This window comes from Bradyrhizobium sp. YR681, from assembly GCF_000282615.1.
GTDB lineage: Bacteria > Pseudomonadota > Alphaproteobacteria > Rhizobiales > Xanthobacteraceae > Bradyrhizobium.
The window spans coordinates 18,129-34,484 of the sequence record NZ_AKIY01000013.1; the positions used below are offsets into that span (position 1 = coordinate 18,129).

Here is a 16,356-nt window from a genome sequence, read left to right on the forward strand (position 1 = left end):
GGCGGTTTCGCGCGTGATGCGCCAAAAGCGGAAAATGGTTTCGTCTTTGTGAGAATTGTTTCGTCGCAGCCTGGGCGACGAAACATTCGACGGAAAATCCCAATCTTATCAGATGGGTCGCGCGGCAACTCAAGGTCGCCTGGCAAGCTTTGTTTGCCCTTGAAAACATGCGGCCCGCAGCCCGCTGTCATGCGCGCGCCTTACCTGCTTCACATGCACTTTACGTTTTTCTGCTGAACAGAAGCTCAAACGAAGGCTGGGTCCCATCGAACCGGGGGCGCTTCGGCTGCGACCCAAGCCATCGGAACCGAGACGCCCGGATCACCGGGCGCGTTATTTGAGGGATAGCCATCATGATGGCGCAAGATCGCGCAACGACGCGCGAGGCGGACCAGGGGACGGACCGCGGAGATCAAAGACCCGGCACCGCTTCGCCGAGCGAGATGGCGCAGCAATCGCGCCGCGGCTACGATGCCGCGCCGCAAAAATTCGTGCGGTTGACCGGCTCGCATCTTGCGAAACCGCGGGCCAACCGCAACGGCGTCACTGAGTGAAGAATTCGCCGCACTTCTGGACGCTGGCGTCGGCCGGTCCCCACGGCATGATCGGCACGGTCGAGGTCGAGTTCTTCGGCGATCCCTCGATCAACCTGTCCGAATAGACCATGTAGACCAGCACGTTGCGCTTGGCGTCGCAGCCACGCACGATCTGCATCTTCTTGAAGAACAGCGAGCGCCGCTGGCGGAACATGTCGTCCCCCTGCTCCATCTTGTTCTTGAACTTGATCGGACCGACCTGGCGGCAGGCGAGCGAGATGTCCGAGACCTCCTCGGCAAGGCCGAGCCAGCCCTTGAAGCCGCCCTTCTCCGGCACCGTGAAATGACAGGCGACGCCCTCGACCTCGGGGTCGTCGAGGCCATAGGTCGCAAGCTTATCGTTCGGGCTCATCCATTTGAACACGGTGGAGCGGCGGAAGATCAGGTCGGGCTCATCGGCAGCCGATGCAGACGCCATGGGCATGGCCAGAGCCAGGAGGAATAAAGCAAGGCCTTTCAAGCGGATGCCAGAAAGACCGGGGAAACGAGATGACATGAAGTTCTCCGGTAACAAGTCCCTGCAATGTAGGAACGCGACAGCCGGACAGGAAGATGACGGGCCCCCGGAAGCGGCCGCCGTTTACCGCTCCGTGAGGCTTTTTTGCTACGGTTTGGACAAAAGTCGCTGACGGCAGAACTGCCCTGCTGGTGAACGCGTATCCCCTCTGAGAGACTAACGTCTGATTTGGATTATGGATTCGAGGATGAATAGCGTGAACGGGTCCGGTTTTTCTGCCAAGCCGACGCGGCTTTGGCAGGTCGCGATTTTGACGGCGGCGGGTGCGATCGGTACGGCAAGCCAGGCGGAAGCAGCGTTTTACTATTGGACGGATTATTCCGACGGGTCCTACGGACGGCAGGAGCGGCATCCTGATGAGCCGCGGCAGAAGCCGCCGAAGCGCAGCAGCGCCGCCGGCAAGAAGCAAGTCGTTGCCGAAAAGGAAGTCGGCACCAAGCCGCAAGGTCCCCTCGTCATCGTCGTCTCGATCGACCGGCAGAAGGTGACGGTCTACGACACCAATGGCGTGTTCGCGGAGTCCCCGGTGTCGACCGGCATGAAGGGCCATTCGACGCCGATGGGTGTGTTCAGCATCATCCAGAAGCACAAATTCCACCATTCCAACATCTATAGCGGCGCGCCGATGCCGTACATGCAGCGGATCACCTGGTCCGGCGTTGCAATGCATGCCGGCGTGCTACCGGGCTATCCGGCGTCGCATGGCTGCATCCGCATGCCGATGGCATTCGCGACGAAGATGTGGAACTGGACCAAGATGGGTGCGCGCGTCATCGTCTCGCCGGGCGAGATGACGCCGCATGGCTTCCAGCACCCGCTCCTCGCCTCGACGCGCGTGGCGCCGCAGCCCGCGGCCAGCCTTGAGCCGCAAACCAATGCCGGCGACAAGGCCGACAAGGGCGCGGCCGGAGCCAAGGTCACCGAAGCCAAGCTGCCGGAGACAAAGACCGCGAGCGCGGACAGCGTGCTCGAACTGCGCTCGTCGGTCGGCCATACCGTGATGTCGGATGTGACCACCGGCAATGCGCCGGTGCGCGAGGAAGCGACGTCGCCGGTCAAGATCGAGACCAAGACCGCCGAGGCATCTGACGCGGCCAAGCCGGTGTCGGAAGAGGCCGACAAGCCCGAGAGCACTGAAGCGAAGCCCGCCGAGACCGCGCAAGCGCCGAAGGCTTCGATGCCGACGGACGAGAAACCCGCCGATAAGATCGAGGCAGCCAAATCCGAACCGACCAGGTCCGAACCCGCGAAAGCAGAGCCGGCCAGGACTGAAGCGGCCGACACCGCGAAGAAGCCTGACGCGGCCATGACGGCTACGGCGCCTGTGCCCGATGCCAAGAAGGACGAGAGCCGCCTCGCCGATCCCGCGCCGGCCGCAAAGCCGGACGCGCCGAAGCGGGCCGGCCAGATCGCGGTCTTTATCAGCCGCAAGGATTCCAAGCTCTACGTGCGGCAGAACTTTGCGCCACTGTTCGATGTGCCCGTCACGATCGCCGCAAGCGACCGGCCGCTCGGCACGCATGTCTTCACCGCCGAGGTCGACAAGGCCGATTCCAATGCGCTGCATTGGTCGGTGGTCTCGCTGCCAGTCTCCGCCCGCTCGGCCGCGCGCGAGGATGACAGCCGCATGACGCGCCGCAAGGGTGGCGCCGCCGTGATCCCCGTCGCCGCAAAGCCCGTGGTGACGCCGGACAGCCCGGCCGAAGCCCTCGACCGTATCGCGATCCCCGCCGACACCATGGCGAAGATCAACGAGATGCTGACGTCAGGCGGTTCGATCATCGTCTCCGACCAGGGCATCAACCAGGGCGAGACCGGCGAAGGCACCGATTTCATCGTCCGTCTGTACTAGGACGCTTCACCGCGCCAGATAACGCGGTGTTGACGAGGCTGATCGCTGCGGCGGAGTAACATGCGCTCCGGATCATTTCGGGGGACGCCGTCATGATGAATCGCAGAGCCATGCTCATCGCGGCGCTTGCAGGCGCAGTCGCGCCGGTGACGCGCGCGCTCGCCGATGGCGGCATGAGCCGGATCGCGGCCTACGCTTTCTCCTTCCCTGCGTTGACCGGTGACGACATCCGCCTCGCGGCTTTCACCGGCAAGCCGCTGCTGGTGGTCAATACGGCCTCGCTCTGCGGCTACACTCCGCAATACGCAGGCCTGCAAGAGCTCTGGAGCGAGTTTCGCGCGCGCGGGCTCACCGTGATCGGCGTGCCCTCCAACGATTTCGGCGGCCAGGAGCCCGGCGGCACCAGCGAGATCACGGAGACCGCACATCACCAATACGGCGTTACCTTCCCGATCGCGGCCAAGGCCGCGGTGGTCGGCGCCAAGGCGCACCCGTTCTACAAATGGGCCGCAGAGGCGCGCCCTCGCGAAGTTCCGCGCTGGAACTTCCACAAATACCTGATCGGCCGCGACGGCTATATCGCCGAGGTCTTTGCCTCAGCCATCGAGCCGGCCGACACCCGGATCAAGACCGCGATCGCCAAGGCGTTGGCCGACAGCTGAGGCACGCAAGCCTCATCCGGCTGGGCACAATTGTGGCGGGGTGCCAAACAGCCGTTGCCATGGCGAGGGCCCACCATCTAGGCTAGGATCGTTTGGGGCAGGATGGTTTTGCCGGAAGCAAAAAGCCACGGCAGAACAACGGGATCAATCTCGAGGACAACACCATGCGTGTGGCGGCAGGACTGATTTTGGCAAGCGCGGTATCGATCGCGATGACAGGCGCGGCATGGTCGCAGACCCCTGCCGCAAAGCCCGCAGCCGCCACGCAAGCCGCACCGGCTGCAACGCCCGCCGCAGCGACGCAAGCCGCCCCGGGCACATCAACGCCTGCAGCCGCAGCGCCGGCGCAAGCGGGCTTCGTCAATCCGCCTCCGCCGCAGCAGGCGCCGCAGCCGGCCCGCGCGGCCTGCAACACGCAAGGCGCGCTCGGCGTCGCCCGCACCGTCGAGATCGACACCACGGGCGGTCCGGGCTTCGGCTTCGAGCATTTCAAGGAGCTCGACTTCCTGCGTGACAAGGAGGTCGTGCTGACCTTCGACGACGGCCCCTGGCCGAAGAACACGCCCGCGGTGCTGAAGGCGCTTGCCGACGAATGCACCACCGGAATCTTCTTCTCGATCGGCAAGCACGCGACCTACGAGCCGGAGATCCTCAAGCAGGTCTATGCGGCCGGCCACACCGTGGGCAGCCATACCTGGTCACACGCCAATCTCAACAACAAGAAGCTCACCGAAGCGCAGCGCAAGGAAGAGATCGAGAAGGGCCTGTCCGCGGTGAAGTGGGCGCTCGGCGGCATCGCGCCCTCGCCGTTCTTCCGCTTCCCCGCGCTCCAGCATCCGCCGGAGATGGTCACCTATCTCGGCAATCGCAACATGGCGATCTTCTCCTGCGACATCGACTCGTTCGACTTCAAGGCGTCCAAGCCCGAGAAGGTGGTCGAGACCGTGATGAAGAAGCTCGACAACAAGGGCAAGGGCATCATCCTGATGCACGACTTCCAGAAGCACACCGCCGAAGCCCTGCCCGAGCTGCTCAAGCGGCTGAAGGCCGGCGGCTACAAGGTGGTGGCGATGCGCGCCAAATTCCCGGCGTCGACCCTGCCCGAATACGACCAGGAGCTGCTCAAGGACGTCAAGCTGCCGACGGTGAGCACCCGGCCGGTCAACAGCGTCGTGACGACGGTCTCGGAATAGACTGCAATTGTCTTTCCGGTTCGAAGGTTACGTCATCGTCTCGGCGGACGGCATGCTTGCCGATCCGTCGCACATCATGCCGCCCACGCTCGTCTTCGAAGGCGACAAGCGCTTTTTCGAGCAGGCGCTTGATCGCGCCGCGATCGTCGTTCACGGCGGGCACTCGCACGAGCAGCAGCCGAATTCGCCGAAGCGCAAGCGGCTGATCCTCACGCGCAAGATCAAGGCGCTCACGGTCGATCCGGAGATGCCGAACGCGACGCTGTGGAATCCGGAGCATGCGAGCTTCGAGGAGGCCTGCGCTTTCGCCGACGTCGCCTCCGGCACGGTCGCAATCATCGGCGGCCCCGTCGTGTTCGACATGTTCATGGACCGCTACGACACGTTCTGGCTGTCGGAAGCTCCGCATGTGCGGCTGCCCGGCGGTGAAGGCTGCTTCGTCGGCGTGCCGGAGCGGACGCCACATGAGGTGTTGGCGTCACACGGGCTGAAGCCGGGGGCGCCGTATCTGCTCGACGCGGCGCATGAGGTGACCGTCACGCCGTGGCGGCCGGCGAGAGGCTCCACTTAAAACTCGCAAAACAACCCCATGCACAGTACCGGTATTTTGCTACCAGCGATTATCTTGCGGATTCACCACGCATAACGAACGGCGCCCTTGCCCGCATAGGAGCGCGTCACGTTCGAGAATTCGCCCTCGAAAGCCGCAAGCGCCGACCAGCCGCTCAGCCATTTCTTTTCGACGGCGGCCGTCACGAGCGCGGAGTCCGCCGCCTGCGCAGCGCCGTTGACGACGAAGCTCGCGTCAGGCAGCGCCCTGAAAGTTGCGGCGATCGTCCGGTTCGGATTGAAATCGTGCCCCCATGCGAGCCGTCCGCGCAGCGTGAGAACACCATCGCTCGCGCCGAGAACCCAGTCCGTGCGGACGCCGAGTTCGGTGCGGGGATCGGTCACGCTCTTCGCATCATAGGCCAGTGCAAACGCGCTGCTGCCCGACAGCACGGATTCCGCATAGGCCGGCAAGGCGATGGTGGTGAACTGCCCTGCCGCATAGGGCGTGACGCCGACATTCATCCAGGACGGAGCGAACCGGTAACCGCCCTCGGCTCGCGCGGACCAGGCGTTGGCGTTGAACCCGGCGCGCAGGCGATCAGAACCGGCGATGGCCACGGTGCGATCCGTGGTGACGTCCTGCCAGCCATAGGCGAGTGCCGTGGAGATATAGGCCGCCCCGTTGACGTGCCGCATGTAGGCGCCGGCCTGGAACAGGTCGGAGCGCCCGCTGCCGAGACCGTTCACACTGAAATTGGTCCCGCCGCCGGCCAGCGCAAAGCCGGCTCGCGTATTGGCCGAGAACCGATAATCGGCCCCGACGGCGGTCCCAAACACGCGGCTTGTCGCATCGTGCGACCCGAGCCCGGCATGTCCGCTGCTGTCCTGCGCACCGCCGAAGCCCGACGCCCAGACGTTCCAACGCGCAGCCTCGGGGCACGGCCGAGGCTTGCCGCGCGCGTCGGGCACGGAGCAGTCCGGCACGTCGCGGTCGGCAAGCAAGCCGACGAACTGCCCCATCGCCTCGAACGTCGTCTGCTGCAGGCGTGTTGCGAGCTCACCGGAGGCCTGCGTCAGCCCACCCGCCGACAATGCCGCATAGACGCCGGGAATGCCGCCATTCCGGTTGAACGAGTTCGTCAGCCCGTTGCCGACATTGCGCTGGTTGACGTTGAGGTCCGGCGCGATCGCGAAATCGAGCGCGAGGTTGAGATAGAGGTTGTTGGCGTCGTAGCTCAGGCTGCTGTGGACGTTCGACGGCAGACCGGTGTTGATGAGCGAGGCAAACGTTCCGGACACACCGCCCGCTGCGCTGAGGATCGTATAGGTCTTCGAGACGTAGCTTCCCGCAGCAAACACCGCCTTCACGGTGGCGCCGCCGAGATCCGCCGTTCCCGTGACCATGGTCGAGGCGGCGGCAGAAGGACTCACCTGCACCAGGTAGAACGCACCAGACGCAAAGGCGAGACTGCCGTCGATCGTCAGCACTGTGCCGGCGCTGCCGTTGCCCGGCGCCAGCGTGCCGCCGCTGTCGACGGAGACGATCGGCGAGACGATGCTGCCAGCCCCCATCAGCACGGCGCCGGATTGCACCGTCACGGACGAAGTCCCGTTGAGCGAGCCTTCGACATCGAGCACGCCGCCGGCAACAGTCGTGGCGCCGGTATAAGTGCTCGCGCCCGTCAGGACGAGCGTGCCCGTGCCGACCTTGGTCAGCGAGCCGCCCGAGCCCTCGCCACTCCCGCCGTCCCGCAACACGCCGGCATAGGTGGTCGAGAGATTGTTGCCGCCAACCTCGAGGCTCGTCGAACCGAGATAGATCGTGCCGGAGCCTTCGATCGAACCCATCGTGACGCTCGGCGCGAAATTGTACGACAGGTCGATCTCGGCGTTGTTGATGAAACGCGCCGTGCCGCCGCTGCTGCTGTCCGCGAAGTAGATGATGCCCGCACCGGAATTCACGATGGTGGAATTGCCGGCCGTGCTCGCGTTCTCGAAATTGACCGTTCCGGTATTGGTGATGCTGGCGCTGCCGGCGGTGCTGGTGTTCTTGAACGTGATCTCGCTGCTGCTGTCGCTGTTGATCACGGCGCTGCCGGCCGTCGCGCTCTGGGTGAAAGAGAGCGAACCATTGTTGACGTTGATGGTCGCAGTCCCCGCGGTACTGCTGTTTCCGAACCTGACACCGCTGACATCGATGTTGAGGACCACGCTACCGCCGTTGACGACAATGCCGGCGCCGAGAAATCGCAATGACACCTCACCGTCGACGGTGATGACGTAATTTCCCGCGTCGGCGTTGAAGGTCCATCCGCCGACCGATTGAATGGTCAGAATGCCGAGATTTGTGATGGTGGACGCCCCGAACGACGCGGTACCGTCAGGAACGCTGCCGCCGCTCCAGTTCGACCCCGCCGCATAGACGTCCGAGCCGGGAGTGGCGAGCCAGGTCGCGTCGATCGCTTCCGCAGGCAACGCGGTCGCGAGCAACGCCGCCGTCACCAGAGCCGAAGTGCCGAGCCAGGCGGTCAACGACCGCGCCGATGCACGCACCCACCCGTCAGCGGACCGGCCTCCGAAGACCGTCCCGAGATCACCACGCAACACCATTCCAGCCCTTGACCCCGCCTTCGGCATCATGCCGTCGTGGGCCCGGTCTCCCGCTGCCCTGGGGCGCTCTTCAAGCCTCCACGAGGCAGCGTCAATACGAGCAAGCGGCCTGGAAACGCCGCATCAATAGACTGAGACAAACGCGCAAGAGCCCAGGAGCTTCGGGGCGTGACGGGCACACGGCTCGGACGCTGAGCACCCCACGATACCGGCAGCATTCGTATACAAATGATACGCTTTCCCTCTGCCGAAGATCGCCCTATACCCCGGAGCCGGCCTCACCGGCCCTCTATGACGATCGAGACCCGACCAAGACCATCATGAGCGACGACGGCACGACCACACGTCCGGAGGACGCCTCCGGACTGACGGGTGATGCCGCCCCGGTTTCATCCCTGCTGCCGGCCTTCGGCTTCACGGCCGATCAGATGGAGGCAGATGCAAACGTCGCGGCGTGGCGGGAAGCGGTCGCAACGCTGTTCGACGTCGACGAGCTTGCCGCCGACGAACCGGGCCCCTTCCGCGCCGACATCAGCTCCTATGCCATGGGGCCGGTGCTGATCGGGCTGAGCCGGGCCAGCGGCCAGCGCTTCCGCCGTACCCCCGAGACGATTGCGCGCAGCGGCGTGGACCACATCATCCTCCAGATCTACGTAGCGGGCGCATTTGACGGCGTTGCCGGCGCCCGACCAGTCCGTGTGCGTGCCGGCGACATCTGCCTGTTCGACCTTGCCCAGACACTGGAGACCAGAGCGACCGCCTTCGAGAATATCACGCTGGTCGTCCCGCGCCCGATGTTCGGAACGCATCTGTTGCGGGTCGAGGATTTGCACGGCCTCGTTCTGCCCGCGAGCGGCGTGATCGCAAGGCTCCTCGCCGGGCACCTCGGCGCTCTCTTCCAGTTCGCGCCGCGCATGACGCTCGACGAATGCCAGTCGGTGGTCGAGGGCACGGTCTCGCTCCTCGCTGCCTGCTTGCGCAACGAGCTCGAACGCGAGGAGGCCGACGCGGACCAGCCGGTCACCGCGGGCCCGTCCCTGATGCGCATTCGCCAGCATATCGAGGCGAGCCTTGGCAGCGACGATCTGTCGGCCAGTTCGGTCGCGGCCCGTTTTGGCCTGTCACGGGCCTCGCTGTACCGGCTGTTCGCGCCGGTCGGCGGCATCGCCGATTACATCCGCAGCCGCCGGCTGCACCGCGCCTTCTTCGATCTCGCCAGTTCCGATGCCCGCAACTTGAGGATCAGCGAGGTCGCGCGACGCTGGCGGCTCGGCACCGACGCGCATTTCACGCGCTCCTTCAAGGCAGCCTATGGCATCACACCGCGCGCCGCGCGCGAGGCCGCATTGCTTGGAGTGCAGCGCGGCAACGACGAAGCGAACAGCGCGACGATTTCCCGGTGGATGCGGGAGATCGCGCCGCCGGGCGCTGCGGATTGAATCCGCGGACATCCGCAGCGCGCAGATGATCTGCGCTACGGCGCCGGAAGGTGGTAGGCCAGCACGCCGCGCAGCGTGTGCACCGTGCCGCCGGCACTCAGGCTGGTCATGAAATCCGACGCCAGATCGTCTCTCGCCCCGAGATGGGTGACGCGATATTCGGCGCGCGCGGAAATGCTGTCGGTGAAGAAGCGCTCGAAGCCGCCGCCGAAGGTCGCGCCGTGATATTCCCGCGTCGGAGCCGTGCCGGGGACTCCGAGGAAATTATACGAGATCGACTGCGCGGTCGTTCCGCTGTAGCCGCCGAGCAGATAGACGAGCGTCTCCGGCGCCACGAGATAACCGACGCGTCCGCCGACGGTCCAGCCCCACTTCACAGCGGCCAGATCCGACGAGATCTCGACACCGGCGCCGGATGTCTTGACCTTGGCGCCGCCGTTGGTCCCGGCATCGATCAGTCCGAATGCACCGATGACCCATTTCGGCGCGACCTGGCGATCGTAGCCGATGGTGAAGGTGCCGCCGACATCGGCGCCACCGAGACCGGACGCATTGAGATCCAGCACGCCGGCAAACGAGCCCGCGACATGAGGCGTGATGACGTCGCCGCCGACGCCTGCGCCCACATAGACCCCTGTCCACGTTGGATTCAGCATCGGCGCCGCCGAAGCCGTCGCCGGTCCGCCGAACTGGCCGAAGCGATAGGCCGCACCGATCCTGACCACATGCTGGGACAGGTCAGTGGTCCAGACCGCGCCGAGCGGATCGACCGTGGTGTGCTGACCAAGCGCGACATAACGGTACTCACCACGCAATGATACGTTGTTGGCGAGGCGATATTCCGCCCCGGCACCGACCGTGTAGCCATGTGATGTCAGCGCCGGTTCCTGCACCGTGAACGAGGGACCACCGAAGATCGCGTAGTTCAGATTCCAGTTGTTGATCCGCATCTCGCTGTAGCCGGCAAGGCCGTAGAGCAGGACGTCCGGCGTCACCAGAAACCCGGCCCGGCCGCCGATGGTCCAACCCTGATCCAGCGACGGCAGCGTGGCACTCAGGCTCTGGCCGAAGAAGAACGGGCTCGACGCACTGACCGTCGTCCGCTGGCGCGACCAGTCGTAATCGACGAAGCCACCGACCACGACACGCGGTGCAACCTGAACGTCGAAGCCGGCGAAGGCCGACAGGCCGAGGTCGGCGCCCTGCAAGCCGTCGAGATTGAACAAGTCAGCGCCGCCCCCCGCCGGCGTCAACCTCGACCGGCCCGTCGCGAAGTCGAAGCCGAGGCCGCCGCCGACATAGAACTGGGTCCAGTTCGCCACGGGCGCTGCGATCGGCCGCGCTTTCAGGGGAAGGTCGGCCGCAGAGGCCTGCGTTCCTGCAAAAGCCGGAATGAACGCAACACCAAAAACCGCGGCCGCACGCGCAACCGCCTGTCGCCTCGAATGAACCAAGTCCCGCCCCCAACGCCTCGCGCCGGCTGCGCCCATGCAACCAGCCGATCGCTAGTATTCGGTTCCAACAGAGTTCGACAAGTCAGGAAACGCGCATGCTCCACAGCGGCCACGATTTTGTGGAACCGCTGTGATCTCAAAGCCATGATGTGTGAATGAGGGTTCACGCGAGCGACACGCAAACCCGTTGTGGAGGCGTGCCGGCTACACGTCCCCGTAGGCCGTCTCGGCCGAGCGCGTGGCACGGCCGTAGCCCATGATCATGAACAGCGCGCCGATGATCGAGAGATTCTTCAGCGCATCGACCACCATCCTGGCGTTGTCAGGCGCCGCCTGATTCCAGAAATCGGAGAACAGGACCGTCGAGACTGCGATGTAGAAGATCATCAGCATCGCAAAGAAGCGCGCGCCGAAATTCAGCGCGATCATCAGGCCGGCGACGATCTCGAGCCCGCCGACGGCGATCGCCAGCAGTTGCGGCGTGGTCATGGCCGTCAGCGTCTCGATCTGCTTGGCATAGGGCGCGATGACGTCAGGCACCACGACCTTGGTGGCGATGAAATCGGCGGTGGCCTGGATGGCAAACAGCTTCGTTGCGCCCGTGTAGATGAACAGCACGGCGAACAGGATTCGCCCGAAAGTCACGAACGCTGGCATGATCGGCCTCTTGGCTCAGGCTTTTTGAAATCGGCGTCTTGACGAGAGTACCGCGCGATTATGATGAGTCGTGCGCCGGTTTACAAACGGGGAAATGGCGAACTGCGAGGAATTCAAAAGTTGGCGGCACGGGCGGTGCACCTTCTCCCGCCAGGGGAAAAGGGATTGCACCTCTCGCGCAGCTAGAGTTCGCCCCTTACGTGAACAACGTCGGCTGCTGCCGCGCTGCCCGCTCCTGCGCTTCCACCACCGCGACCGCGGTCATGTTGAGGATGCCGCGCGCGGTCACCGACGGCGTGAGGATATGTGCCGGACGCGCCGGGCCGATCAGGATCGGGCCGACGGGGAGCGCATCCGCCAACGACTTGATCATCTGATAGGCAACGTTGGCGGTGTCGAGCGTCGGCATGATCATGATGTTGGCCTCGCCCTCCAGCTTGGAATGCGGCAGCACCATTTTTCGCGCGGCGGCGGACAGCGCCGTGTCGCCCTGCATCTCGCCGTCGGCCTCGATCTCCGGATGCCTGTCCTTCAGCAGCTGGGTCGCCCGGCGCATTTTGCGCGAGGACTCGGTGTCGTAGCTGCCGAAATCGGAGTGCGAGACGAAGGCGATCTTCGGCTTGATGTTGAAGCGCTGGACGTGGACCGCGGCGAGCGAGGCGATCTCGGCAAGCTCTTCCGCGCTCGGATTGGGGCGCACCTGCGTGTCTGCGATGAAGAAGGCGCCCTTGCTGGTGATCAGCAGTGCCAGCGCGGCATAGTCGCTGACGCCGGGCGCGAAGCCGACGATCTCGCGGACATGACGCAGATGGCTCATGTAGCGGCCCTCGACGCCGCAGAGCATCGCATCCGCCTCCCCGCGCGTCACGGCGAGCGCCGCGATGACCGTGTTGTTGGTGCGCACCACCGTGCGCGCCGCATCCGGCGTCACGCCGCGGCGGCCCGCGACCTCGACATAGGACTGCACGTAGGAGCGGTAACGCGGATCGTCCTCGGGATTGACGAGGTCGAAATCCTTGCCCGCCTTGATCGACAGGCCGAAGCGCTTGATGCGCGCCTCCACCACGGAGGGACGGCCGACCAGGATCGGCGTCGCCAGCTTCTCCTCCAGCACCACCTGCGTGGCGCGCAGCACGCGCTCGTCCTCGCCTTCGGCGTAGATCACGCGCACCGGCTGGGTCTTGGCCTTGGCGAACATCGGCTTCATGACGAGGCCGGAGCGGAAGGCGAAGCGCTCGAGCAGCGCGGTGTATTCGTCGAAATTGGTGATGGGGCGCGTCGCCACGCCCGATTCCATCGCCGCTTTCGCCACCGCCGGCGCGATGCGCAGGATCAGGCGGGGATCAAAGGGGCTCGGGATCAGCGAGCCCGGGCCAAAGCCCTGCGTCTCGCCGGTATCAAAGCCCTGCGCGACCGCATCCGACGGCGCCTCGCGCGCGAGCTGCGCGATGGCCTCGACCGCGGCGTGTTTCATCTCCTCGTTGATGGCGCTGGCACCGACATCGAGCGCGCCGCGGAAGATGAAGGGGAAGCACAGGACGTTGTTGACCTGGTTCGGATAGTCCGAGCGGCCGGTGCAGATCATGGCGTCGGGGCGCACTTTGCGCGCCTCCTCCGGCATGATCTCCGGGGTCGGGTTGGCGAGCGCCATGATCAGCGGCTTCTCGCCCATGGCCTTGGCCATCTCGGGCTTGAGCACCCCCGGTGCCGACAGGCCGATGAAGATGTCGGCGCCGCCGATGACGTCGCCGAGCGTACGCTTGTCGGTCTTCTGCGCATAGATCGCCTTCCAGCGGTCCATCGAGGTGTTGCGGCCTTCGTGCACGAGGCCGTCGATGTCGCAGACCCAGATGTTCTTGCGCTGGGCGCCCATCGACACCAGCAGATTGAGCGTCGCGATGGCCGCGGCCCCCGCTCCCGACGCCACGATCTTGACGTCCGACAGCTTCTTGCCGTTCAGCCTGAGGCCATTGGTGATGGCGGCGGCGACGATGATGGCGGTGCCGTGCTGGTCGTCATGGAAGACCGGGATCTTCATGCGCTCCTTCAAGCGCGCCTCGATCTCGAAACACTCAGGTCCGCGGATGTCTTCCAGATTGATGCCGCCGAAGGTCGGCTCGAGCGCCGCCACGGTCTCGACCACGCGATCGATGGTGTCGGCGGCGATCTCGATGTCGAACACGTCGATGCCGGCGAATTTCTTGAACAGGACGGCCTTGCCCTCCATCACCGGCTTGGAGGCCAGCGGGCCGATATTGCCGAGGCCGAGCACCGCCGTGCCGTTGGAGACCACCGCGACCAGATTGGCGCGCGTGGTCAGCGTGGCGGCCTCGGCCGGGTTCTTGGCGATTTCCATGCAAGCAGCGGCGACGCCCGGAGAATAGGCAAGTGCGAGATCGCGCTGGTTGGCAAGCGGCTTGCTCGCCTGGATCTCGAGCTTTCCGGGGCGCGGCAGACGGTGATAGGCCAGTGCCGCCTGGTGGAGATCATCGGAATAGGACGCCATGCGGTCTCTTGCCTCGCGTTACCGGCCTCAAACTGCCTCATCCGGAGCGCCCGCCCCAGCGGACGGTATTTCCGGGTCATGGAAACGGGATGAAGCACGCCGGGCGCCCCGGTGGCAACATCCGATTGCGCCCCCATCAACAGGGCACGCGGTCAAATATCTGATAGCGCTAGCTTTCCCTGGACCGCGCGGCGTTTCGCGAATATGCCAGGTTGCGCAGTGCAAAATGAGCAACTGGAGCTGGGAATGAAGCGTGTCCTGATCGGCCTGATCGCAGTCATCGTGCTCGCCGCGGGCGGGTGGTTCGGCTTCAATCTCTACGTCCAGCACCGCGTCACAGCCGAGATCGAGGCGTCGTTCGAGCAGGTCCGCGCCAGTGGCGGCAAGGCGAGTCATGGCAAGATCGGGTTCGATCTGCCGAGCCGCACCCTGACGATCGAGGATATCGCCGTCGATCCCAGCCAGCAGTCGCAGATGCAGGCCAGGATCGCCAACGTCAAGGCGACGGGTGTGCGCCAGGCGGACGAAGGGCAATTCTCTGCCGATACCATCGAGGTCTCGGGCATCGAGTTTGCAATCGACAGCGCCGTCGGTCCGTCGCAGATGAAAGCCAGCTACAAGATCGCGCAGGCCACGATACGGGACTACACCGGCGCGATCAGGGCCCGGGCGTTGCCGGCATCGAACGCGATCACCGATCTCTATCGATTTGGCATCGAGCAGTTCAGCAGCCTGTCGGCGTCCTCCATCGAGGTGCCGACGATTGCCGTAACCGTCGTCACAAAGGCAGATCCCGTCAAACCCGAAGGCGGCGAGCTCCTCTATTCGGGCCTTGCCATGAAGAACCTCAGGCACGGCAAGATCGAGGCGAGCAAGGCGGACCGCCTCACCTTCACGTTCAAAACGGCGCAACCGGGCAAGTCCGGCCAGTTCGCCGGCGAGCTGTCGAACCTGACCATGAGCGGCTTCGATGCGGGCGGCATGCTCGCCACGCTCGATCCGGAAAAGGCAAAGGACGACAGCATCCGTCAGATCTACAGGCAGGTTTCCACGGGACCCTACACGGTGACGTCAGGGGACGTTCGTCTCCAGATCGACGGCCTCTCCATCGACGATATCGGGGTGCAGCCGTCGAAGTTCCGAATGACCGAGATGCTTGCCATGCTGCCCCAGGATCCGTCGGCGCCGCCCACGCCGGCCCAGGCGCGCGACATGATGGAGAAGCTTGCCGGCTTCTATGAAGGCCTCAGCGTCGGCAAGATCGAGATCGGCAAGATGTCGATCGGGACGCCGCAAGGGACCGGCAGCATCAATCTTGTCAGGTACAAGGACGGCGATTTCGCCATCGAAGGCGTCGACCTGCCGTCGCCGCAAGGTCAGCTCAAGATGGAGCGCTTCGCGCTGAAATCCTTCAGCGTCACGAGCCTGATGCGCTGGGCAGCAAGCCTCGTCACGCCCGGGCGGGCACCCGCGCCGGATCAGATGCTCGGGCTGTTCGGCGTGCTCGCAGGTGCGGAGATCAAGGGCGTGGCGGCGCCCTACAAGAACACCAGGAAGCTGGTCACGATCGACACGCTGAGCCTGGATTGGGGGCAGCTGGTCGGCTCGATCCCGAGCAAGGCGCATGTGGTTGCCAAATTTGCCACGCCGACCGATGCGTCCGACCCGAAGCAGCTTCCATTGATCGCCGCCGGGATCGACAGGCTCGCGATCGACCTCGATCTCGGGGCGGCGTGGACCGAGGCATCCAGCAGCTTCGCTCTGATGCCGGCAACCCTCGACATCGGAGGGATCGCAAAAGCGCAATTGCGCGTTGCGCTCGGCAACGTCCCGCGCGAGGTGTTTTCAGCCGATCCCGCCCAGCTCATGGGCCAGGCAGCGCGGATCGAGGCGGTCGCGCTCGAGCTCTCGCTGCGCGACAATGGCGGCGTCGATTCCGTGGTGGCGCAGAATGCACGGGGGCGAAATGTCAGCCGCGACGCCGCGCGCCAGACCCTCGTCGACAGCGTCAGGGCTCAGCGCGCACAGATCGTGGCCGCCAATCCGGAGGCAGGCGCGGCCGTGGATGCGATCGCAAGCTTTGTCGAGACACCGGGCCAGACGCTCGTCATCAAGCTCATGCCCCGCGCCAAGGTGCCGCTTATGCAATTGATGCAGCTCATCCCGATCGACCCGCAGAGCGCGCTGGCGCAATTCAGGATCGAGGCGTCGACGGGGTTGTAGGTCTCGTGTCCCGGACGCGGCACACATGTAGGGTGGGCAAAGCGAAGCCTGCCCACCCTTGTCGCGATTAGAGAGAGATGGTGGGCACGGCGCTA

At 64.9% G+C, this 16,356-nt stretch carries 12 protein-coding genes; 7 read left to right on the forward strand and 5 right to left on the reverse strand.

The window, feature by feature from the left end; genetic code table 11:
- Positions 1-353: 353 nt before the first annotated feature.
- Positions 354-554, forward strand: coding sequence for a hypothetical protein (locus PMI42_RS01490; protein WP_008129915.1), 201 nt, complete (start codon positions 354-356; stop codon positions 552-554).
- Here the strand turns inward: PMI42_RS01490 and PMI42_RS01495 are convergent.
- Entirely contained in the window at positions 544-1,092 is a 549-nt protein-coding gene (locus PMI42_RS01495) for a CreA family protein (RefSeq protein ID WP_008129917.1), read from the reverse strand. The two genes, PMI42_RS01490 and PMI42_RS01495, sit on opposite strands and share 11 nt — an antisense overlap.
- 208 nt (positions 1,093-1,300) lie before the next feature.
- On the opposite strand from PMI42_RS01495, the gene PMI42_RS01500 reads away from it, so the two are divergent.
- The 4 genes from PMI42_RS01500 to PMI42_RS01515 all read left to right on the forward strand — a co-directional run bounded on the left by PMI42_RS01500 (position 1,301) and on the right by PMI42_RS01515 (position 5,391).
- A complete protein-coding gene (locus PMI42_RS01500) occupies positions 1,301-2,965 on the forward strand; it encodes a L,D-transpeptidase family protein (protein WP_008129918.1) in 1,665 nt (554 codons plus the stop codon).
- Positions 2,966-3,057: 92 nt separating this feature from the next.
- Positions 3,058-3,627, forward strand: a complete 570-nt coding sequence (locus PMI42_RS01505) for a glutathione peroxidase (protein ID WP_008129921.1) — start codon at positions 3,058-3,060, stop codon at positions 3,625-3,627.
- A 164-nt stretch (positions 3,628-3,791) separates the two neighbouring features.
- The gene (locus PMI42_RS01510) at positions 3,792-4,820 is read left to right on the forward strand and encodes a polysaccharide deacetylase family protein (protein WP_008129923.1); all 1,029 of its coding nucleotides are present in this window, start codon (positions 3,792-3,794) and stop codon (positions 4,818-4,820) included.
- Positions 4,821-4,827: 7 nt separating this feature from the next.
- Positions 4,828-5,391 carry a dihydrofolate reductase family protein gene (locus tag PMI42_RS01515; protein WP_035964215.1) on the forward strand — a complete coding sequence of 188 codons (564 nt, stop codon included), beginning with the start codon at positions 4,828-4,830 and terminating at the stop codon, positions 5,389-5,391.
- Positions 5,392-5,453: 62 nt separating this feature from the next.
- Here PMI42_RS01515 and PMI42_RS01520 read toward each other — a convergent pair whose 3' ends face one another.
- Entirely contained in the window at positions 5,454-7,982 is a 2,529-nt protein-coding gene (locus PMI42_RS01520) for an autotransporter outer membrane beta-barrel domain-containing protein (RefSeq protein ID WP_008129927.1), read from the reverse strand.
- A gap of 320 nt (positions 7,983-8,302) precedes the next feature.
- On the opposite strand from PMI42_RS01520, the gene PMI42_RS01525 reads away from it, so the two are divergent.
- Complete coding sequence (locus PMI42_RS01525) at positions 8,303-9,421, forward strand: helix-turn-helix domain-containing protein (RefSeq protein WP_008129929.1); 1,119 nt, start codon at positions 8,303-8,305, stop codon at positions 9,419-9,421.
- A 35-nt stretch (positions 9,422-9,456) separates the two neighbouring features.
- Here the strand turns inward: PMI42_RS01525 and PMI42_RS01530 are convergent, their stop codons facing one another.
- From PMI42_RS01530 to PMI42_RS01540, 3 genes are all read right to left on the reverse strand, one after another.
- Positions 9,457-10,911, reverse strand: coding sequence for an outer membrane protein (locus PMI42_RS01530; RefSeq protein WP_008129931.1), 1,455 nt, complete (start codon positions 10,909-10,911; stop codon positions 9,457-9,459).
- Between the two features lie 168 nt (positions 10,912-11,079).
- Complete coding sequence (locus PMI42_RS01535; protein ID WP_008129933.1) at positions 11,080-11,532, reverse strand: DoxX family protein; 453 nt, start codon at positions 11,530-11,532, stop codon at positions 11,080-11,082.
- 196 nt (positions 11,533-11,728) lie between these two features.
- On the reverse strand, positions 11,729-14,038 hold the full coding sequence (locus tag PMI42_RS01540) for an NADP-dependent malic enzyme (RefSeq protein WP_008129935.1): 2,310 nt from the start codon (positions 14,036-14,038) through the stop codon (positions 11,729-11,731).
- Positions 14,039-14,284: 246 nt separating this feature from the next.
- Here PMI42_RS01540 and PMI42_RS01545 point away from each other — a divergent pair, with 246 nt between their 5' ends.
- Positions 14,285-16,261, forward strand: a complete 1,977-nt coding sequence (locus tag PMI42_RS01545) for an aq_1923 C-terminal domain (protein ID WP_008129937.1) — start codon at positions 14,285-14,287, stop codon at positions 16,259-16,261.
- Positions 16,262-16,356: the final 95 nt, after the last annotated feature.

Coding starts and splice junctions, on each gene's coding strand:
- PMI42_RS01490 (WP_008129915.1), top strand. CDS start 354: ATGATGGCGCAAGATCGCGCAACGACGCGCGAGGCGGACCAGGGGACG.
- PMI42_RS01495 (WP_008129917.1), bottom strand. CDS start 1,092: ATGTCATCTCGTTTCCCCGGTCTTTCTGGCATCCGCTTGAAAGGCCTT.
- PMI42_RS01500 (WP_008129918.1), top strand. CDS start 1,301: ATGAATAGCGTGAACGGGTCCGGTTTTTCTGCCAAGCCGACGCGGCTT.
- PMI42_RS01505 (WP_008129921.1), top strand. CDS start 3,058: ATGATGAATCGCAGAGCCATGCTCATCGCGGCGCTTGCAGGCGCAGTC.
- PMI42_RS01510 (WP_008129923.1), top strand. CDS start 3,792: ATGCGTGTGGCGGCAGGACTGATTTTGGCAAGCGCGGTATCGATCGCG.
- PMI42_RS01520 (WP_008129927.1), bottom strand. CDS start 7,982: ATGGTGTTGCGTGGTGATCTCGGGACGGTCTTCGGAGGCCGGTCCGCT.
- PMI42_RS01525 (WP_008129929.1), top strand. CDS start 8,303: ATGAGCGACGACGGCACGACCACACGTCCGGAGGACGCCTCCGGACTG.
- PMI42_RS01530 (WP_008129931.1), bottom strand. CDS start 10,911: ATGGGCGCAGCCGGCGCGAGGCGTTGGGGGCGGGACTTGGTTCATTCG.
- PMI42_RS01535 (WP_008129933.1), bottom strand. CDS start 11,532: ATGCCAGCGTTCGTGACTTTCGGGCGAATCCTGTTCGCCGTGCTGTTC.
- PMI42_RS01540 (WP_008129935.1), bottom strand. CDS start 14,038: ATGGCGTCCTATTCCGATGATCTCCACCAGGCGGCACTGGCCTATCAC.
- PMI42_RS01545 (WP_008129937.1), top strand. CDS start 14,285: ATGAAGCGTGTCCTGATCGGCCTGATCGCAGTCATCGTGCTCGCCGCG.